The sequence below is a fragment of the Paenibacillus macerans genome (genome assembly GCF_050565405.1).
Classification (GTDB): Bacteria; Bacillota; Bacilli; order Paenibacillales; family Paenibacillaceae; genus Fontibacillus; species Fontibacillus macerans_B.
Window position 1 is genome coordinate 12,914 of the sequence record NZ_JBNYYG010000026.1, and the last position, 19,808, is coordinate 32,721.

The following is a 19,808-nucleotide window of genomic DNA, read 5'->3' on the forward strand; positions in this document are numbered from 1 at the left end:
ATATTATTATTTCATAATGCATGTGTTTGAAGGGAATCCAAGAGGAGGGGAATCATGGACACTTACCAAGAAGCATCCGACGTTTACAAATTGTTGAGTGATCGAAATCGGTTAATGATCTTGGCTCTTTTGAAAGAAAAAGATCTTTGCGTTTGTGAAATGGTTGAGCTGTTACAGATGTCCCAGCCTAACGTGAGTCAGCACATGCGCAAATTAAAGGCTGGGGGGCTTGTTTCCGAGACCAAAAAAGGACAATGGGTTTTTTATTCGCTGCGCCTTGATAATCAACCTTCTGTTGCTTATGCATTAAAGCAATTACCAAGCGTGCAGAATAAAGTCGGGAAATTAGAAGGAAAAGGGCGCCGTGGACCTTGCGAATAGTCATAAACATATTATTATTTACTTATATAACGATATAAGTGTATAATAATTTCGATAAAGTTTTCTTAAGGCAGAAATAAAGGAGAGGAACTCGAAATGAGTCAAGGCGCAACAAAAAGATTGTCCTTTCTCGACCGTTATTTGACCTTTTGGATTTTTGGGGCGATGGGAGTTGGACTGATCCTCGGAACGTTGATTCCTAATTTTGCGGACATATTGTCGCGGATGCAAGTGGGAACCACCTCGATTCCGATTGCGGTCGGCCTGATCGTTATGATGTACCCGCCGCTGGCCAAAGTCAAATACGAGAAGTTGGGACGGGTCTTCAAGGACTGGAAGGTATTACTGCTCTCATTGGTGCAAAACTGGATTATCGGCCCGATCTTAATGTTCTTCCTGGCGATCCTGTTTCTGAGCGATTTGCCGGAGTACATGATTGGGCTCATTATGATCGGCTTGGCCAGATGTATCGCCATGGTACTGGTCTGGAGTGATTTGGCTAAGGGAGATCCGGAGTACACTGCAGGGTTAGTCGCTTTCAACTCCATCTTTCAAATTCTGTTCTACTCGGTATTTAGCTATGTGTTTATCACGGTCTTACCCGGCTGGTTTGGGGTCCAAGGCGCTGAAGTGAATATTTCCATGGGGCAAATTGCCGAGAGTGTACTGATTTATTTAGGAATTCCCTTTCTGGCTGGATTATTGACGCGCATGATTGGGATCCGATTAAAGGGTTCGGAATGGTACGAAAAAGTACTAATTCCCAAAATCAGTCCGCTTGCTCTGATCGCTTTATTGTTCACGATTATTCTCATGTTCTCATTAAAAGCCGATCTGATCGTAACGCTGCCTCTGGATGTTGTACGCATTGCGATTCCGATGATCATCTATTTTGTGGTGATGTTCATAGTGTCCTTCTTCTTTTCCAAAAAATCAGGGACATCCTATCCCGTTGCCACGTCCCTGTCGTTTACGGCAGCCAGTAACAATTTCGAACTTGCCATTGCGGTGGCGATCGGCGTATTCGGCCTTGATTCAGGAGTAGCCTTTGCGGCCGTTATTGGACCGCTGGTGGAAGTGCCGGTGTTGATCGCATTAGTGAATGTAGCTTTACGCTTCAAACGCAAGTATTTTGATGCTGAACTAACCCAACCATAAAGGAGAATGAATCATGGAAAAGAAAACGATCTATTTCTTGTGCACAGGGAACTCTTGCCGCAGTCAAATGGCTGAAGGATGGGCCAAAACATATCTGGGCGATCAATGGAACGTATTCAGTGCAGGCATTGAAGCGCATGGACTGAACCCTAATGCGGTTAAAGCGATGCAGGAGGTTGGCATCGATATCTCCGGACAAACGTCGGATATCATCGACATGAACTTGCTCAACAACGCCGATATGGTCGTCACTTTGTGCGGCGACGCTGCAGATCGCTGCCCGATGACCCCTCCGCACGTAAAACGCGAGCATTGGGGATTTGATGACCCGGCTAGAGCGCAAGGCACGAACGAAGAGAAATGGGCCGTGTTCCAAAGCGTACGCGATGAAATTGGCGCGCGTATCAAGCAGTTTGCTGAAACCGGAGAGTAATAAACAAAGCAGCCGAGAGGTTTCTCGGCTATTTTCTATGGGAAAGGAAGCGTGTCTTTGTATGAAGAACATGGAAATCTATGATCCGGCGATGTGTTGCTCTACGGGCGTTTGTGGCCCTGGCGTAGATCCTGAGTTGATCCGCATTTCCATCGCGGTAAACAATTTGAACAAAAAAGGATATAGCGTGACCCGTTATAACTTGGCAAGTGAACCTGCGGCTTTTGTGGCTAACCCATTGGTGGAGCAGTTGCTCTCCGACAAAGGTCCGGATGTGTTGCCGATTGTCATCGTGGACGGACAAGTGGTTAAGGAGCGAAACTATCCAAGCAATGAAGAGCTGTGCGCTTGGACGGGACTATCCGAAGATGAACTCATCAAGAAACCAAGGGTTCGTCTGGAAATCAAAGTACAACCGTAAAGGAAAGAAGGATTTGAAGATGCCAACTCGGTTTGATCCACAGTCGATACCACTAACTCCTTACCTGTTCTTTACTGGTAAAGGCGGGGTAGGGAAAACCTCTACGGCTTGCGCAGCGGCCATTTCTTTAGCCGATTCCGGTAAGCGGGTGTTATTGGTCAGCACGGACCCGGCTTCGAATTTGCAGGACGTATTTGGCATGTCGTTTACGAATCATCCTGTTCAGGTAGATGGTGCGGATAACCTATATGCCGCAAATTTGGATCCCGAAACCGCGGCAGCGGAATACAAAGCATCTATGGTCGAGCCGTATCGAGGGAAACTGCCTGACACGGTGATTGCCACGATGGAGGAGCAATTATCGGGCGCTTGTACTGTTGAGATTGCCGCGTTTAATGAATTTTCAGCTCTTTTGACGGATCAGGAACTTAAGGATCGATTCGATTATATTCTGTTTGACACTGCACCGACGGGCCATACGCTGCGACTCTTGCAACTTCCCACGGCTTGGAGCGGATTTCTGAACGAGAGCACGCATGGAGCTTCTTGTTTAGGCCCGCTTGCCGGCTTGCAAAATCAAAAGAAAGTTTATGAGCAAACGGTCCAAACCTTAACGGATGAGAAACAAACCATGCTGGTGATCGTCACCAGACCGGACGAATCCCCGCTTACCGAGGCGGCGAGGGCGTCTGTCGAATTAAAAGGGATCGGTATTCATCGCCAAATTCTCGTGATCAACGGTGTTCTGAATCAACATCAACCGGACGATCCCGTATCTAAAGGAGTTTACGAAAGACAGTTGGAAGCGATGGAGCGAATTCCGTCGGTGATCCAGGCGCTTCCGACTTACCAAATTCCTATGGCTCCTTTTAACGTAACCGGGCTGCAGAATTTGCGCCGTTTCTTTGATCCCGATGTCCCAGAAACGGTTCCAGCTGTACATCAAAAGTTGTCTATACCGTCCATACAAAAACTCATTCAAGACTTGGATTCGGCCGGAACCCGCGTGGTCTTCACCATGGGAAAAGGAGGCGTGGGGAAAACGACGATTGCCTCAGCGATTGCCGTAGGGCTGGCTGAACGTGGTCATCGGGTACATCTGAGTACGACGGATCCGGCCGCACATCTTGGTTCTGTCATTCAGGATACTGAATATATCACGGTGAGCCGGATTGATCCCAAGGTGGAAGTGCAAAAATACCAGGAGGAAATCATCGATCAAAACAAGGATTTGCTTGATGAGGATGGACTCGCATACCTGGAAGAGGATTTAAGGTCACCGTGCACGGAGGAAATCGCGGTTTTCAGAGCCTTTGCCGAATTGGTAGACCGAAGCGGGGAGGAAATCGTGGTGATCGATACAGCTCCAACCGGTCATACCTTGTTGCTGCTCGATGCCACTCAGGAATACCATAAGGAAATTGAGCGGTCATCCGGTCAGATACCGCCATCTGTTCAAAAGTTGTTACCTCGTTTGAGAAATTCGAAAGAAACCAGTGTGGTCATCGTCACTTTAGCTGAGGCGACTCCCTATTATGAGGCTGTTCGATTAAATGATGATTTAAAACGTGCCGGCATACCGACAAAATGGTGGGTTATTAATCAAAGTTTTGCTGCTGTTGGGACGACAGATCCGGTCTTACAAAGCAGGGCATTGGCAGAGCACTCCTGGATACGGGACATTGATGAAACTTCAAACCACTATACGGTGATCATTCCATGGGAGCCGGATCAAATAAAAGGATACGATCAATTGAATAAACTGATTATGAAAGGTTGAGTGTCTTGGTTATTACAGATGGAGCCAAAAGTTATATTGAAGAAATGATGAAAGAAGCCGGAGTCTCGACGCTGCGATTTGTTCTTGCTAGCGGTTGCTGCGGTCCGAGCTTTCAATTGACGCTCGAAAACGCTCAGGAAACGGATATTGTAAAAAGCATCAATGATATTGAGGTAGCGATCGATCCTCAAGTTGAAGAATTGGTAAGCCAAGTGACATTGGATCTTGAACAAGATGAAGAAGGTGCAGGGTTAGTGATTAGCGGCGGAAGCAACTGCTGCTAAGCTGGATATATGGAGAGGAGAGAAAACATGGCTCATTACCATGAACTGGTTAAAGGCAAAGTATTTATTGGTGGAATTGATGGATTGCAGGAAGCGATGCGGAACGAGGACATTACCGATGTGTATGACTTAAGGGATGATGGTAAGGAGCCAAACGATTTCCCGAAAAGGGTTATGCGGCATCATTACCCAATTGTCGAAGATACAAGCGGACAAGAAACTTCGATCGCAGGAGCCATTCAAGCGATTAAACAAGGATTGGACCATGATCAGAAAGTGTATTTTCATTGCTCTGGTGGCCGTAATCGCACAGGGACTGTAGCTACCGGATTGATGCTTGAACTCGGCCAAGCATCCAGTGTTGCAGAAGCAGAAAGCTTGGTCAAGTCCATTCGTTCTGAAATTGCGATAAAACCGGAAATGCGTGATGCACTAAGAACGATATATTCGAATCGGAACTAATCATTCAGAAAAGAAGCCTGATATTGAAGGCTTCTTTTTTGGCTCAAAACAGAATATCGTCAGCGATGACGCTTTGGCTATAGCTAAAGCTGCTCGCATGGCCGGTGATCTGGAAACAGAAGAAAGGTTTATCCGGAAGGCGGAAAGCCTAAAGGAGCTTGTACAGGAGAAGTTATGGGATCAACAGGCGGGATTTTTTAAAGTGGTCCCTCTGGAGTCTCCGAAGCATCGGGAGTTTTTCCGATGTTGATGCAGATCGGTAATGGCTAACCTCCTGAACGATTATGACCAAGAAATCGTCGGTAAAGCGGATTATTTTAATCTGCTAAACACCTATGCAAAAAGCCATTACCGCACAAGGGAGGACGGAACGGGGCAAGGATTAAATCACTCCACCTTTAATGATTTAGTCATCACCGGTCTTATAGGTATCCGACCGCGCGAAGATGATGTACTTGTGGTACGACCGCTGGTACCGGAGGAAGCCTGGAACTATTTCTGCTTGGATCAGTTGGATTATCACGGACATACAGTGACCGTAGCCTATGATCGGGATGGAACGCGTTATGGGAAAGGAAAGGGACTTCGTATATATGTAGATGGTAACGAATGCGCGGCAGGAGATCTTGGAGATGCCCCATTTGAAATTCCGTTGAAGAAGCTGCCATCAGAATTTTAGGATAAGAAGACACTATCCTCACGAATAGTATACGAGTCTTTACTATTTTCGCGGTTAATTTCTTGCCCAACCGTTCTGTCGAAACCAATTAAATAAGCATTCGCTAAAAACCACTCGCAACAACTTCAGACCCCCGGCTTGATGTCCTCTATGACATCAAGCCGGGGGTTTTATGTCCTATCGAAAAGAGGCGGGGACGTGGTAAATCATGTCGTACTTTTAAATCAATTTGTTGCTTTTTAAAGAGCACAAATGGCTCAAATTCGTTGAGTTTGAAGCTTCTTAAAGTATTCAAAGCATCGGAACTTTGCGATAGTAGCCCTACAAGACAAAATTCTGGCTGACTCGAGTACAGCGTTCATCATTCGGTCAACTTAGCAAGGGGGTAAGAAGGAGCCTTATTATTGTGGACGGTCGTGGCGATGTCGATTCTAATGAAAAAATGGATATAGGAAGGATGTTGAAGATGAATGTGGCTTTGAATGCCGACAGCAAGGTCGTCAGAAAGAAAAAAAAGACCCTCCTGTCGGATCTAAAGCAGAATTTCTATCTATACTTGTTAGTTCTGCCAGGTCTGTTATATTTCATTGTTTTTAAGTACTTGCCAATGGTCGGGGTCGTTGTCGCCTTTCAAAACTTTAATCCCATCAAAGGACTATTCAAAAGTGAATTCGTGGGTCTGAGAAATTTCGAATATTTTTTCACTTCAAAGGATTGGCTGATCGTAACTTTGAACACGGTATTCTTAAACATCTTGTTCATTCTCTCCGGACTGTTTTTTTCGATCTTGATTGCCCTTGTATTATCTGAAATCCGATCCAAGAATTATAAGAAAATCACGCAATCTATAGTCATTTTGCCTAATTTTATTTCTTGGACACTCGCTTCTATGTTCGTTTATGCTTTGCTTTCAACAGATGTGGGATTTGTGAATACCACCTTACAAGCGCTTGGATTTATCCAAGAAGGACAGGAAATTAATTTTTATTCGAATCCGCACTTGTGGGTTGGAATCCTTGTCGTATTAAGAATATGGAAAGGAGCAGGTTTCGGTTCGGTTATCTATTTGGCTGCAATAGCAGGCATTGATCAGGAAATTTACGAAGCAGCCAAAATTGATGGGGCCAGCCGCTTGAAATGTATTACAAAGATCACCCTGCCGCAGCTTAGAACAACAGCCATCCTTCTGACCATATTTGGCATCGGCGGCATCTTTCATGGGGATTTGGGCATGATTTATGCGATTGTAGGGGATAACCCTAATTTGTATTCAACTACCGATGTCATTGACACCTATGTATTCAGAATGCTAAGGCAGATGAATGATATGGGCATGTCTACGGCTATAGGTCTTTATCAATCATTTGTAGGTTTTGTCATCGTCTTCCTAACGAATGCGTTGGCGAGAAAGTACGATCCGGATTCATCTATTTTTTAGTGGGGAGGATTAGAATGGAAAGGAAGCAGGATGGTAAATGGATCGATCTATTTTCTTATCTGTTCATGCTGGCATTTTCTATATTTTGTATTATCCCGTTTATCCTTATTGTATCCAGTTCATTTTCGGACGAAAAATCAGTGCAGCAAACCGGCTTTGCTCTTATCCCAAAACATCTATCGGTATTCGCTTATAAGGTAGTATTTCAAGACAATACAATATTTAACGCGTACAAGGTAACGATCATTTTCACGATTCTGGGTACGATCCTATGCCTTATCTTTACCAGTGCTATGGCTTACGCGCTTTCCGTAAGAACGTTCACTCATCGAAATAAGATTGCCTTTTTCGTGTATTTTACCATGTTGTTTAACGGCGGCTTGGTCCCTACCTATCTTTTGCAATCCAAATATTTGCACCTTCAGGACAATATTTTAGTTTATATTCTGCCGATGTTAATTAATCCTTTTAATATGTTCCTGTTAAGGAATTTCTTCAAACAAATTCCTGAATCGTTAGCTGAGTCGGCCAAAATAGATGGAGCAAATGACATCTATATCTTGTTTAAAATTGTCCTTCCCTTAGCCAAACCGGCACTTGCGACGATCGGATTGTTCTATGCGCTTGGTTTCTGGAATGAATGGTTTACGGCCACGCTTTATATTAACAATCCTGACCTCTATTCTTTGCAATACCTCATCATGAAGGTATTGAGAGGAATCGATTATGCCAACCAAATGAATGCAATACCAGGACTTCCGATTAATACGCTAATTCCAAGCAATACGGCCAGAATGGCAACTGCCGTTGTCACGGTAGGTCCGATTATCTTTGTTTATCCATATATTCAAAAGTACTTTATTAAAGGATTAGTGGTTGGTGCTGTAAAAGGCTAAGCCCGCATCTGCGGTTTAGTATATAAAATCAGGGGAGGAAAAAAACATGAAAAAAAGGCTGAAATTAATGGCGCTGCCGCTTGCTGCAGCCATATTTGCGGCATCATTAGCCGGATGTCAGTCGAACAACAGCGCTCAAAATGCAAGCAGTACAAGCGGTAATGCCGGTTCTGCGTCAACAAATTCGTCGGATAACGGCAATGCGCAAACCGCGCAAAAGGACCCGGTAAAGCTTAATATCAATTTGTTTGGAGATGATAATACGCACTATCGAAATGTGGATCCCGTCATTAAGGAATTTGAGAAACAGACGAAGGACACACTTAATACGACCTTAAACATTAGCTTTACGCCCCCTGTCGACTATGCTGCAAAGTCGCAGTTATGGTTGTCATCCGGTGAACCCATTGACCTCATGTATGCTTCAACCGGGAATGGTATGGAAAAATTCGTTCAGGACGGCGCCTTTGCGGATTTGAGTAAATACTTTAACAACCCCGAGTATCCCGGACTTCAACAAGCATTTTCAGAACAATATGTTAATGACAATAAGCTCTATGGCAAGAGTTATGTCATTCCGATTACAAATTCATTTATGGATATGGAAGGTGTTTGGTATCGCAAAGATTTGTTGGATAAGTATGGCATGAGTGAGATCAACAGTTATGACGATTTATATAACTTCCTGGACAAAGTAAGCCAAAACGAAAAAGATATGCAACCTTTTGGAAATTACGGAACATATGCTTTCTTTAAAATGTTTACCGACATCAACGCACAGCAGCTGGAAGGAAAAGTGTTCCCGTTTACAGGTGGCGCCAACCCTAAATTAAACTACATTCTTGTGCAATTGGCGGATGACGAGAAATCCGTGGCAGGCGTGGCCGCTTATGGAGATCCGGATTCGGAATGGGCTAATATTAATCCGCAATACGGAAAAGAATACATCCTGAATGAATTTAAGCAAGCTCAACGATTTAACAAGTTTATTCCGGCAGATGCCCTGTCCAATACGGCTGGGACAGGAAAACAAGTCGCTGCTGGATTCATAACGTTAAGTAATTTCCAGTCGCAAGAAGCCAAAGTTAAGTCGCAAGTGGCAAACGCAGAGCTTGATTTCTGGCCGATCTTTAAGAACAATCAGGAAATGATACCACATAGTCAATCTACGGACGGCAAGGCATGGAATTTCCTGGCCATACCGGCTAGTTCTAAAAACATTGACAGAACGATGGAGTTTCTGGATTGGATCTTCTCAAGCCAGCAAAACAATGACTTGTTTACTTACGGCATCGAAGGGACGAACTGGGAGGCTGTGGGAGACGATCAGTGGAAGCTTCCGGATGGGGTTGACGCAGCCCAAAACTACTTGTTCCCGGGTTACCAGTTGACTTGGAACCCGACGTTAAACAGAATACCTGCAGGATTGCCGGATAAGCTCCAACAATATTATCAATTTGAATTTAATCCGGATTCGTATCAGAAAAATGCGCTTGCAGGATTTATATTTGAACAGGAACCGGTAAAAAATGAAATTGCGAAGTGCAATACCGTTATCGCTAATTACTTACCGTTCTTGCTCTCCGGTTTTGGCGACGTTAATGAAAACTTATCAAAGATGAATGCGGATCTGAAAGATGCGGGTGTAGAAAAAATAAAAGATGAATTAACGAAACAAATCAATGCCTTCCTTGCTCAAAAGAACTAAATAATCCATTAACGCCAATGCCTGTACGGACTCTAGTGTCTGTGCAGGCATTATTTATTGGAAATCAACAGACTTCAAACAGTTTGATGATTTTCAAACAAACCAAAGCTCCCATTTAGGTGTTGGTAGAGTGTATAATACGAGTGCACATTAATTCATCTGGTGGGTGGTTTAACATGAGAAAAATAAGAAAGTTCGTGACCGTTTTTCGGATGAAAAATATGCTGGTTAAAATCATTCTTTCTTACGTGTTGATCGGTTTATTATTTGTCAGCTGCTTTTCGTATCTGGTGCTCATGAAGGTTTCCTCGAACATGACGCAGGAAGTTGAGGAATCCTCATCCAGAATGATGAATCAAACCTATAACACGACGGATATTTTGCTTACCTTTACGTACAATTATTATTCCGAACTTTATTTGAATAATGTGTCGATCTCTAAAGCGTTGAATGGAACCTCCTTTACTACCCAGGAAATTTATGACATTAACAGCCAGTTGGAGGATTTTAAAAATGCAAACCCATTGGTGGCGTCTATTTATGTTTACAATTACAATACTGACACTGTGTTCAATTCGGCCAAGGCTTTCAGCACGATCGATCATTTTTTTGATCCAGGTATGACAAATTTTCTGAAAGAGGAAAATTCATCAAGGAACGGATTGTTTATTCCGCGAACGGCGACCCTGTCCTATTCAACAGATGCAAACAAGGTGACCAATGAGAGCTATGTATCGATTGTCTATTCAAAGAGAGGTTCGGATCAAGAACAAAACAGCATGGTGTTGAACTTGGACCAGAAGATGCTTCAATCGCTGATTTTGAAAGGCAATGATGCAGGTTCGAACAAGTTGATGATTATTAACGATCAAGGTCTCATCATTTCCGAGCCGGATGTTTGGTCTTACGACAACGCATCAATCCAACCGTTTTTTTCAACGATTTTAAGTTCTACAAGCAAGAATGGAGAGATGGATCAGAAGGTCGAAGGTAAAGCCTATCGCATTTCTTATGTGAAATCGGATAATCTAGGCTGGAGTTTCATTGTATTCGCAGAAAAGAGCCAATTGTTAGGAAGTGTCCATACCCTGCAGAATTTTATACTTATTCTGACTGTGGCTTGTTTTCTTGTCATTACGATTACATCGGCCTTTTTTACAAGGATTATTTATACACCGATCTCTAATCTTCTTAATCGAATCAAAGCATCAACAGAGAATAAAGATAAGGCCAACCTGAACGAATATGATTTGCTAAACAAATCATTCTCGTTATTGGAAGGCAAAGTACAGACCTTGCAAACGGACTTCAATCGATCTGTACCCGTGCGAAGACAAAATCTTCTTCGGTCTGTGCTCAATGGGACCATTAACAATAATGAGGAATTGAGGAGGGCGATGGAAAATCTGCAAATTGGGTCGGCCCTTGATCATTATGTGGTCTGCGTGCTCAAAATTGACGGATTCCATGATCTCTCACAGAAATATGATACGGTTGACCTTTCGTTGTTCAAATACGCCATACAGAATATCAGTCAGGAGATCGTTGGAAGTACTTATAAATTAGAGGTTATTTGGAATGGATACGACTCCCTGGATTTAGTGTTCAATATTGGCACCGACGCAGAAGCACATGTAAGCGTTTTAAGGGATTTTTTGGCCGAAATACAAAAAAACACAAAAAGATTTTTGAAGTTAAGCGTTACTGCGGGGATTGGTACTGTCGCGCACAATATGGGACAGCTGCGTAAATCCAGGGATAGCGCCTATCAAGCCGCCCTATATCGATTGATATTTGGTACCAACAGCATCCTGTCCTACGACGATCGGATGTCGGCGGAATCTAGAGAGTATGAATATCCGAATTCGCTGGAGAAGCAAATTATGACCAATCTTAAAGTCGGAGATATGGAGACCCTTAAAGAATATACGTCTGAATTTTTTGCAGAAATGTTGGCGTTTGAGCATGATGAGATTATCCATTCCCTTATTCAACTGCTTATCATGACAATCCGAGTAGTCAAGAGCATTCCAAGCTTCGAACAGGCAGGCGTCTTGGAGATCCATACTTGCCAGCAAGAATTATTGCAGTTTGACACATTGGAACAAATGGAAGCATGGTACCTTGAGCTATGCAACCGGATCATCAAGCATCGCAATCAGGAATCCAAATCCAAGAATAGCAAGACCGTTGCGGCCATGGTTGATTATCTGAACGAAAACTATTTGGATCATAATCTATCGGTTGATCGGATGTCTCAATCCGTGGGCCTGTCCACAAACTACTTGAGACGATTATTCAAAGAGGAGATGGGTATTTCCGTTTCTCAGTATCTTGCGGAGCTTCGCGTGGAAAAAGCCAAAGAGCTTCTAATCAAAACAGATGATCCTGCAAGGAAGATTGGCGCAAACGTGGGTTTTGAGAATACGAACTATTTCTATGTGTTATTCAAGAAGCATGTGGGCATGACACCTGATCATTATCGCAGGGAGCATAAACTGGAAGCCTTGGCGATGGGGTGAGGACTTGATCGGTTCCACAAATAAGGGGGAGATACAAATGGAACCCAAAAAGTTCAGACTTGCTCTGGGGTTGATTATAATTATTTGCATAAATCTGCTCGCGTCCGCTTGCTTATCCCATGGCCCTCAAAAGAATGCGAACAGGTCAAATTTACAGGGCTCGCAACCGTTGGTATCGGATGTTCCCAATCCGGTCACTTTGAAAGTAATGCTGTTCGGCGACGAACCCGTAGACATGGATAAAATTGTACAAAGGTTTGATCAATTAACGCGTCAAACATTAAACACCACGCTTCAATTCGAGTTTAGTCCCTACCTTGAGTATGAACAAAAAATGATGTTAAGGATGTCTACCGGTGAGCCCGTCGACCTGATGTTCGATGCGCCATGGACCAAAAATTTATTCAATAATGTGAACATGGGCTATTATCAACAATTGGACAAGTATTTTAACAATGATGATTATCCAGGATTGAAGAAAGCGTTTCCGAAGGAAATGATGGATGACAATAAAATCAACGGCCATATCTATACGATTCCGTTGTTCGATTCCTATTACGACCCGCCGATCATTGCGATCCGGAAGGATATTCGAGAGTCGCTAGGCATGAAGCCGCTGGAAACGATGAATGACCTAACCGATTATTACGATAAAGTACTGGAACAATATCCGGATGATACTCCGGCGGCGATCGGCATCCGAGGCATCTTTCGATTGGGCCTGCCTGATGCGAAAGGGCACGACGACATTCGATTAGCGCCAATTATGTCAGATTCGTTCACGGGCGGCATTCCGTTCAGCGTGGCGCTGTCCAAGGACGGGAAGAAGGTCATTGGCGCCGCGACCATCGGCGATCCCGACTTGGAATTTGCCAACTTTCCGGCTCCTTTTAATTCCCATGACGCCATTTACGGACATTTTGAGACCCGGGTTCAATTTCGAAAATATAACAATGCGAATCCGTTGTCGTCCGAAGCGGAAGATTCGCTGGACTTAATCAAGGAGGCGTCGCTTGCCGACACGACCATTTCCAAGATGGCCGCAAACAGGCAGGACTTGCAGCGTCTCGATCCTGGGGCGGATTACGAGCCGTTCCTTGTCGGGAGTCAGTCTCAACGCGATAAGCAGCCGGCATCCATCGGCAACACGTTCCGGGCCAATAACAGCCTGGTCATTCCGGTCACCTCCAAGAATACGGATCGTACGATGAAATTTCTGGATTGGCTCTTTAGCAGTCAAGCAAATCATGATTTGTTCGAACTGGGAATTGAAGGCGAACATTGGGTTGAGAGCGGAGCCATGGGCTATAAGCTGACGGCCAACTCATCCAATTACCGCTTTCCAGGCTATGAACTAACGAATAATCCATCCATGTCCCGTATCTTGACGGATAACGATCCGCAGACACTGGCTTACACGCAATGGGCAAGGGACAAGGGCAGCTATTACCAGCTTCCATTATCGGGATTTGTCTTTGATTCTACGCCAGTAGCGACGGAAATCGCCAAGGTCAAACCGGCTATGCTGCAAGCTTCCGATCTGCTCATGACCGGCATGGTTGAGGGTTGGAAGGATTACGCGAGGGAACAGAACAAGGAATGGCGCACTTTAGGTCTGGACACGATACGGCAAGAGGTCATTAAACAGGTACAAGCTTATTTGGATGCTGGCGGCAAGTAACCAAGCACCGCCCTGGCGGGGAATACGACATATCGAAATACGTGACGGCTGCCGATCATCGGCAGCCTATTATCATTTGCAACGAAACATCATTTTTTGAAGAAAAAGACAAATTTTATAGTATCTCAATTGTTCAAAATCAACGACTTCGTCACAATTCGTTCTGGTCGAAAACGTCGTCAAACCCCATTCTAGGAATAGAGTCATCGAGGGGGATTAACCATGCAGAAGGAACAACAACGCTCGATCGCTTATCCGGCTCCTCCGGAAGCGGCCGGAAATTCGAATTTTACCGTCCGGGTTCGACAAGGGTCCGGGGAATGGCAGCGATTGATTAGTTACAACGTAAAGGTAGATATGCATGATATGCGGGTAGAGCCGTTCGAGCTTGGGCGTTTATTTGACATTCGAGTCCTCTTTAACCCGAAATACAACCCGGAACCGGGCAAGCAGGCTGAAAACATTTTATTCGAGAATATCTCCTTCCATGGAGAATGCGAACCGTCTTTGATCCAGGGCTTCGACGATTCTCGGCTCGTGGAAGGAGTTCGGTTTCGAAACCTGCGGATCAACGATCGATACATTGCGGGTCCGGATGCCGAACACTTTCATATCGGACCGCATGCGAATGATATTGAGTTTAGCTGAAGTTCATTCTATAGCTCCACGAAGGGAGGTGAGATTCGCCATCATACGCTGATCGAGCGGATAAGGATTAGATCTCGGCAACACGTCTAGCAGACTTAACACGTTGAGTCATCCAATCAAAAAAATCAACTGATAAACCGGAGGAGTGAATTTAATGAAATTGCGAAATCGTAGCGGATTTCGAAAAGAATTTTTGCGACTGATATCCATTTCTATATCAATCTGCTGCATAGTTGCATTATTGCCCCAGATGTCAGGAACGGCCTCGGCGGAGAATGAGACAACTAGCTCAATCTTTACGGGTTATTTGCCGCAGATTACTGAATTCATTGACGAAAGCGATTTCATTCATCCGGGCGTCGGACTCACAAAGGAGATTTTGGAGAATGCAAGAACGGAGGTTCGAGCGCAGCAAGAACCTTGGAATACGTATTTCAATGACATGCTAAAGTCCTCGGCATCATCAAAGACGGTAGAATCGGCCAATCAAAGCGCCGCGGATCCTAATTTGCCGGCAAACAATGCTTTCAATGGCACTGGGATTCAATCCCAATTTATGACTGATGGACTGAGAGCCTACACTCAAGCTCTTTTATACTACATTACCGGCGACGAAGTTTATCGGAGCAATACTCTCCATATCATTCGCATCTGGTCTCAAATGGATCCATCGAAATATGTTTATTTTCCTGATGGGCATATTCATACGGGGATGGCGTTGTATCGTATGGTCAGTGCTGCGGAAATTCTGAGATATACAAGTACGCAAGATCCGAGCCTCGTGTGGACGGACCAAGATACCCAGGATTTCTCGAACAACCTGATCAATCCGATCACCGATACCTTTAATCACGATAACAATTATTTCATGAACCAGCATCTGTATCCGCTGATTGGTTCCATGGCCGGTTATATCTTCACCGGCAATCGGGAGCGGTATAATGAGGCGGTCGAATGGTTTACCGTCAATCAAACCGCTCTTGACCAAGGTCAGAATGGTTCCATCAAGCAGTTGTTCAGATGGATGGATACGAATGAGGAAACGGGAGAAGCGGTTGAAGAACCGCAAGTGCAGATTGTTGAGATGGGTAGAGATCAAGCCCATGGCACCGGCGATATTATCAATGTATCCATCATAAGTCGACTAATGTCGGCCCAGGGAAGCAAGGTGGATCCGGTTACCGGAACGGTATCCACGGCTTCGGACGCTGTAACCCCATATGACTTCCTGGATAAGCGTATCCTGAAGGGAACCGACTATTTTGCCCGTTATATGCTCGGCTATGACACGCCCTGGATCCCGGCGATTGCGCATTCGGATGCAAGCGGCAATCCAGAGGTTCTTTATAACACCATCAGCCCGGCTTATCGTGGAAGACTTAGCGGTCCGGGCGCCAATATGTACGATTTGTACTACTATTATAAGTATGCCGAAGGGTTGAATATGGAGGAGGTTGCTCCGTATTTCTCCGAGATGTTTCATATGAGGCAGCCTTTCTACTGGGATTCACAGGATGCCGGAGGGGAATATTGGCTCTATATCCCGAAGGAGGCGGAGGCAGAAGGAAGCGAGTATTTACCGAAGCCTGTATCCGATCCGGATTTGCGAGAGGTTGAGGATCGGTACACTGCCCTTGACAATAACTCGGTTACTATGCAAGAAGAGAACACTTTCTTTGTCCGCATCATGGCAACGGAAGAGGGCAGCAAAATTGCGCTTGTCGGTTCCAGCGGCACTTCCAAAGAAATCGGGATCAGAATCCGGACCGATGGAACGGCTAAACTTAAAGCCTTTAACGATACGATTTCGTTGCCGGACACCAAAGGGCAATGGAGATATGTTTACTATACGATCAATGAATATGCCAGCCTTGCCGATCTTACTTATTTCACGGTGATCGGAAACGGCACGACGGTCGATATAGACAAGATTAATGTCAGCGCTCAGTCCCAACTGTCTCCGCCGGTGTTTACAGACGGCAACGCTCCATTGAAGCGGTATGGATATGTCGGCTCCGAAGTCGGCTTCGACCTTGACTTTTCGGCAGTGGATGCGGCCGCCTCGGATGTCTTGACCTATCAGATCGACAATGCGCCTGAAGGGGTCTTGTTCGATAACAATACCGGTGCATTCTCCTGGAATCCGACGCAAGCGGGCACTTACAATATGATGATTGAAGTGTCGGACGGTACAACCGTGTCCACGAGAGACGTTACCATCGTTGTCGCGAATGACCGCGAATCGGCAGTCAATGCGGTGAGCGCAACTTACAATCCGGGAACCGATTATGTTAGTTCGACGCTTGATTCCTTCGAGATCGTATATGATGATATTGAAAATGTGATCGCAAGCGCGACGGATGCGGATTTTTACGAGAAGCTAACGGATCTGCTCGAAGCCGTTAACGGGCTGCAGGAATTGACACCGTTAGGTGATGATGGCAGTGTCGCTTACCGGGACTTGCTCTTTTTGCCCAGTTTCGATCCGTATTATGTGACAGATGGAACCTATGATACGTGGATCGGCGGAGCGGATTTAGCGGCTATTTTCGATTTTGGGCCCAGCTTCCAAGTTTCGGCTCAATCTTTCCAGCTTCAGCCGCGGGCCGCATTTCCTGAGCGTGGAGCCGGAATCACCGTATATGGCTCCAATGATAAAGCGGATTGGACGCGGCTGACGCCAGGTATTACTACGGTAACGGAACAACCGCAGACATTAACGGTACAGGAAGACCTCCAAGACATGCCATTTCGCTTTTTTAAATTCCAAATGATTGAAACACACGATGATTTATTCGATAAATCTTCGGACGGTGTTGCCATAGAAGAACTAGGCGAGCTCCGGATTTTCGGGCAGCGCCATGAAGTCGTCAACAAGCTTTCCAATGTTTCTATTGGCTCGGATCAGTCATATGGAGGACGCATCGTCATTGGAGATACGGCGAAATTGTCCTTCCAATCGACGGAAGCGATTCGGAATGTTCAGGCTACGATCCAAGGCGTAACCGCTGCGGTGTATTCGGACAACAACTTGAACTGGACGGCGGAAGCGGTGATGGGAGCCGGGACGGCCCTCGGTCCCGTGAGCTTTAAGCTCGATTACCAGACGGTGGACGGAGTCGATGCCATGCAAACCATCTTCACCACCGACGGATCTCAATTGATCCTGACCGATGAATCGGATCTGATCCGCGATGTGACATCCATTACGAATGTGACCGATTCCTATGGCAGAGCACCGACAGACGCGATTGCCATAGCGAACGCCTTGTTTGATAACGATCCGAACACGATAACCGACTACCGTTTGAATGGCAATGGAGCCGGAGGGTGGGTCGAATTTGACTTCAAGGAAGGCGGTCATGCGCAATTGTCATATGTGGAAATATTGGCCAGACAAGACGGATACTATACCCGAATCAACGGCACGGTTATTCAGGGCTCCAACGACAATGTGACATGGACGACCATCTCGACAAAAGCGATCTCCACGAAAGACTGGCAGAGCTTGGGGATTACCGACAATTCTTCTTACCGGTACATCCGTATTTACAATGGGAATGCCTGGTTCGGCAATATGTCCGAGGTGAGATTTCACGGGATTGTGGATTATGGGCCTACGCCGACGGTCGTAAAAGTGACGGGTGTGGCAGTAACGCCGAGCGAATTGACGCTGACGGAAGGCGAGACCTCGCCGCTGACGGCAGAGGTAATGCCGAGCGACGCGACGAACAAGAGCGTGACGTGGAGCTCGAGCGATGAGGCGATTGCCGAAGTCGATGCGAGCGGCGTTGTAACAGCGAAGCAATCAGGCACGGCGACGATCACGGTAACAACGGTCGACGGCTCGTTCATGGCGACGACCGAGGTGACGGTAGAAGCCGCGTCATCGCCGTCGAATCCAGGCACGACCCCTGTGACGCCGACGACAAATTCGAGCTCGACCTCTGTGACGCCGCCTTCCATGACAGGGGCCGATCTAACGTATAGCGGCGGAGAAACGATTGTCAAAGCGACGCCGGATGTTGCTGGCAATGTAAAGGTCGAACTGACAGAGGAAGACGTTGCTGCAGCTCTCGCAAACAATACAACCGGTGTTCTTCAGCTTAAGATCGACTCCGGGGACACCTCCGGCCGAACAGACTTTTCTCTACCTATCCAAAGCATCGTGCAAGGCGAAAAGGCCGTTCAAACGATCGCCATCGAACATAACGGAGTCCGAATCGCCATCTCGACGGGCGGCGCTTCGAGTATTTTTGGGACGGACAGCAAGCAACTGAGCCTGGGCATCCAACCGGTAGACCAGGCCGCTTTACCGGAAAAGGTAACGGAGGTCATCGGGAATCGCGACGTCTACGATCTGGATCTTCGTGTCGACGGCAACAAGGTACCTGCCTTCAACAACTCGGTTACAGTATCGTTGAGCTATTCGCCGCGTAGCGATGAGGATCCGGCAGGTCTTGTCATTTACTACATCGACGATGCGGATCAAATGCACGTTGTCAAAAACAGCCGCTATGATTCCGATTCCGGCGAAATGGTTTTCGTTCCGGAGCACTTCAGCCGATTTGCGATCGTCTACGCACCGGCATCGTTCGAGGATCTTGATTCTGCCTCGTGGGCGAAGGACATGATCGTTTCGCTGGCAGCCAAACAAATCTTGAAAGGAGTAACGGAGGAATCATTTCAGCCTGGGCGTTCGGTGACGCGGGCGGAATTCCTGCAAATGCTCATGAATGCGCTGAGCCTGAAGGCCGAATCTTCGTCGGTCGCGCCTTCGTTCCAAGATGTGCGGGCCGGCACCTGGTCCTACGACGCTATAGCCGCTGCGTACTCGCTTGGCATCGTTACGGGCAAATCGGATCGGCTGTTCGAATCGAACGATATCATCACGAGAGAAGAAATGGCGGTTATGATCTATCGGGCGGGCAAGGTTGCAAAAGTCGAATACAGCGATGCGGGGAATTCGGTGCCATCTTTCAGCGATGAGAGCTCCATCGCTGAATATTCGAAAGAAGCCGTATCCGCGATTCGTGCCGCCGGCTTGATCACTGGCTACGAGGACGGCACGTTCGGCCCGAAACAAGCATCGACGCGCGCGGAAACCGCAGCCGTTATTTACCGATTAATTAGCGAACTTAGCTAAAACTGTTCAATCGCTGCCGGCTTGGCGAGCCAATGCGCCGGGCCGGCACAAGGCAGCAAACTTATGTCGGTCTTGCGATTTAAAGGGGGTGAGTTACATGTGAACGAATTCGGATAGGCGGATACGCGCGTCACAGGTCGATATGAATTAATAGGAGGCGATTACGGATCT

16 protein-coding genes are annotated in these 19,808 nt (G+C 46.1%); all 16 read left to right on the plus strand.

The window, feature by feature from the left end:
• The first annotated feature begins 54 nt into the window (after positions 1–54).
• The 16 genes from ACQ4N8_RS16220 (at position 55) to ACQ4N8_RS16295 (ending at position 19,637) form a co-directional block, all read left to right on the plus strand.
• The gene (locus tag ACQ4N8_RS16220) at positions 55–381 is read left to right on the plus strand and encodes an ArsR/SmtB family transcription factor (RefSeq protein WP_430705388.1); all 327 of its coding nucleotides are present in this window, start codon (positions 55–57) and stop codon (positions 379–381) included.
• Between the two features lie 96 nt (positions 382–477).
• The gene (gene arsB, locus ACQ4N8_RS16225; RefSeq protein WP_430705389.1) at positions 478–1,539 is read left to right on the plus strand and encodes an ACR3 family arsenite efflux transporter; all 1,062 of its coding nucleotides are present in this window, start codon (positions 478–480) and stop codon (positions 1,537–1,539) included.
• Positions 1,540–1,552: 13 nt separating this feature from the next.
• Positions 1,553–1,972, plus strand: a complete 420-nt coding sequence (gene arsC / locus ACQ4N8_RS16230; RefSeq protein ID WP_430705390.1) for an arsenate reductase (thioredoxin) — start codon at positions 1,553–1,555, stop codon at positions 1,970–1,972.
• 61 nt (positions 1,973–2,033) lie between these two features.
• Positions 2,034–2,393 carry an arsenite efflux transporter metallochaperone ArsD gene (gene arsD / locus ACQ4N8_RS16235; protein WP_430705391.1) on the plus strand — a complete coding sequence of 120 codons (360 nt, stop codon included), beginning with the start codon at positions 2,034–2,036 and terminating at the stop codon, positions 2,391–2,393.
• Positions 2,394–2,412: 19 nt separating this feature from the next.
• Positions 2,413–4,173 carry an arsenical pump-driving ATPase gene (arsA, locus tag ACQ4N8_RS16240; protein ID WP_430705433.1) on the plus strand — a complete coding sequence of 587 codons (1,761 nt, stop codon included), beginning with the start codon at positions 2,413–2,415 and terminating at the stop codon, positions 4,171–4,173.
• A 5-nt stretch (positions 4,174–4,178) separates the two neighbouring features.
• Positions 4,179–4,457, plus strand: a complete 279-nt coding sequence (locus ACQ4N8_RS16245) for an adhesin (RefSeq protein ID WP_430705392.1) — start codon at positions 4,179–4,181, stop codon at positions 4,455–4,457.
• 27 nt (positions 4,458–4,484) lie between these two features.
• Positions 4,485–4,919 carry a protein-tyrosine phosphatase family protein gene (locus ACQ4N8_RS16250; protein WP_430705393.1) on the plus strand — a complete coding sequence of 145 codons (435 nt, stop codon included), beginning with the start codon at positions 4,485–4,487 and terminating at the stop codon, positions 4,917–4,919.
• A gap of 73 nt (positions 4,920–4,992) precedes the next feature.
• Positions 4,993–5,169, plus strand: a complete 177-nt coding sequence (locus tag ACQ4N8_RS16255) for an MGH1-like glycoside hydrolase domain-containing protein (protein WP_430705394.1) — start codon at positions 4,993–4,995, stop codon at positions 5,167–5,169.
• 12 nt (positions 5,170–5,181) lie between these two features.
• Positions 5,182–5,598 (plus strand): glycosyl hydrolase family 65 protein, encoded by a 417-nt coding sequence (locus ACQ4N8_RS16260; RefSeq protein WP_430705395.1) that lies wholly within the window; start codon positions 5,182–5,184, stop codon positions 5,596–5,598.
• Between the two features lie 406 nt (positions 5,599–6,004).
• Positions 6,005–7,036 carry an ABC transporter permease gene (locus ACQ4N8_RS16265; protein WP_430705397.1) on the plus strand — a complete coding sequence of 344 codons (1,032 nt, stop codon included), beginning with the start codon at positions 6,005–6,007 and terminating at the stop codon, positions 7,034–7,036.
• A gap of 14 nt (positions 7,037–7,050) precedes the next feature.
• Positions 7,051–7,932 (plus strand): carbohydrate ABC transporter permease, encoded by an 882-nt coding sequence (locus tag ACQ4N8_RS16270; RefSeq protein WP_430705398.1) that lies wholly within the window; start codon positions 7,051–7,053, stop codon positions 7,930–7,932.
• A gap of 46 nt (positions 7,933–7,978) precedes the next feature.
• Complete coding sequence (locus ACQ4N8_RS16275) at positions 7,979–9,640, plus strand: ABC transporter substrate-binding protein (RefSeq protein WP_430705399.1); 1,662 nt, start codon at positions 7,979–7,981, stop codon at positions 9,638–9,640.
• Positions 9,641–9,816: 176 nt separating this feature from the next.
• Positions 9,817–12,162, plus strand: a complete 2,346-nt coding sequence (locus tag ACQ4N8_RS16280; RefSeq protein WP_430705400.1) for a helix-turn-helix domain-containing protein — start codon at positions 9,817–9,819, stop codon at positions 12,160–12,162.
• Between the two features lie 235 nt (positions 12,163–12,397).
• Positions 12,398–13,843 (plus strand): extracellular solute-binding protein, encoded by a 1,446-nt coding sequence (locus ACQ4N8_RS16285; RefSeq protein WP_430705401.1) that lies wholly within the window; start codon positions 12,398–12,400, stop codon positions 13,841–13,843.
• A gap of 222 nt (positions 13,844–14,065) precedes the next feature.
• Positions 14,066–14,491, plus strand: a complete 426-nt coding sequence (locus ACQ4N8_RS16290) for a hypothetical protein (RefSeq protein ID WP_430705402.1) — start codon at positions 14,066–14,068, stop codon at positions 14,489–14,491.
• A gap of 154 nt (positions 14,492–14,645) precedes the next feature.
• The gene (locus ACQ4N8_RS16295; protein WP_430705434.1) at positions 14,646–19,637 is read left to right on the plus strand and encodes an S-layer homology domain-containing protein; all 4,992 of its coding nucleotides are present in this window, start codon (positions 14,646–14,648) and stop codon (positions 19,635–19,637) included.
• Positions 19,638–19,808: the final 171 nt, after the last annotated feature.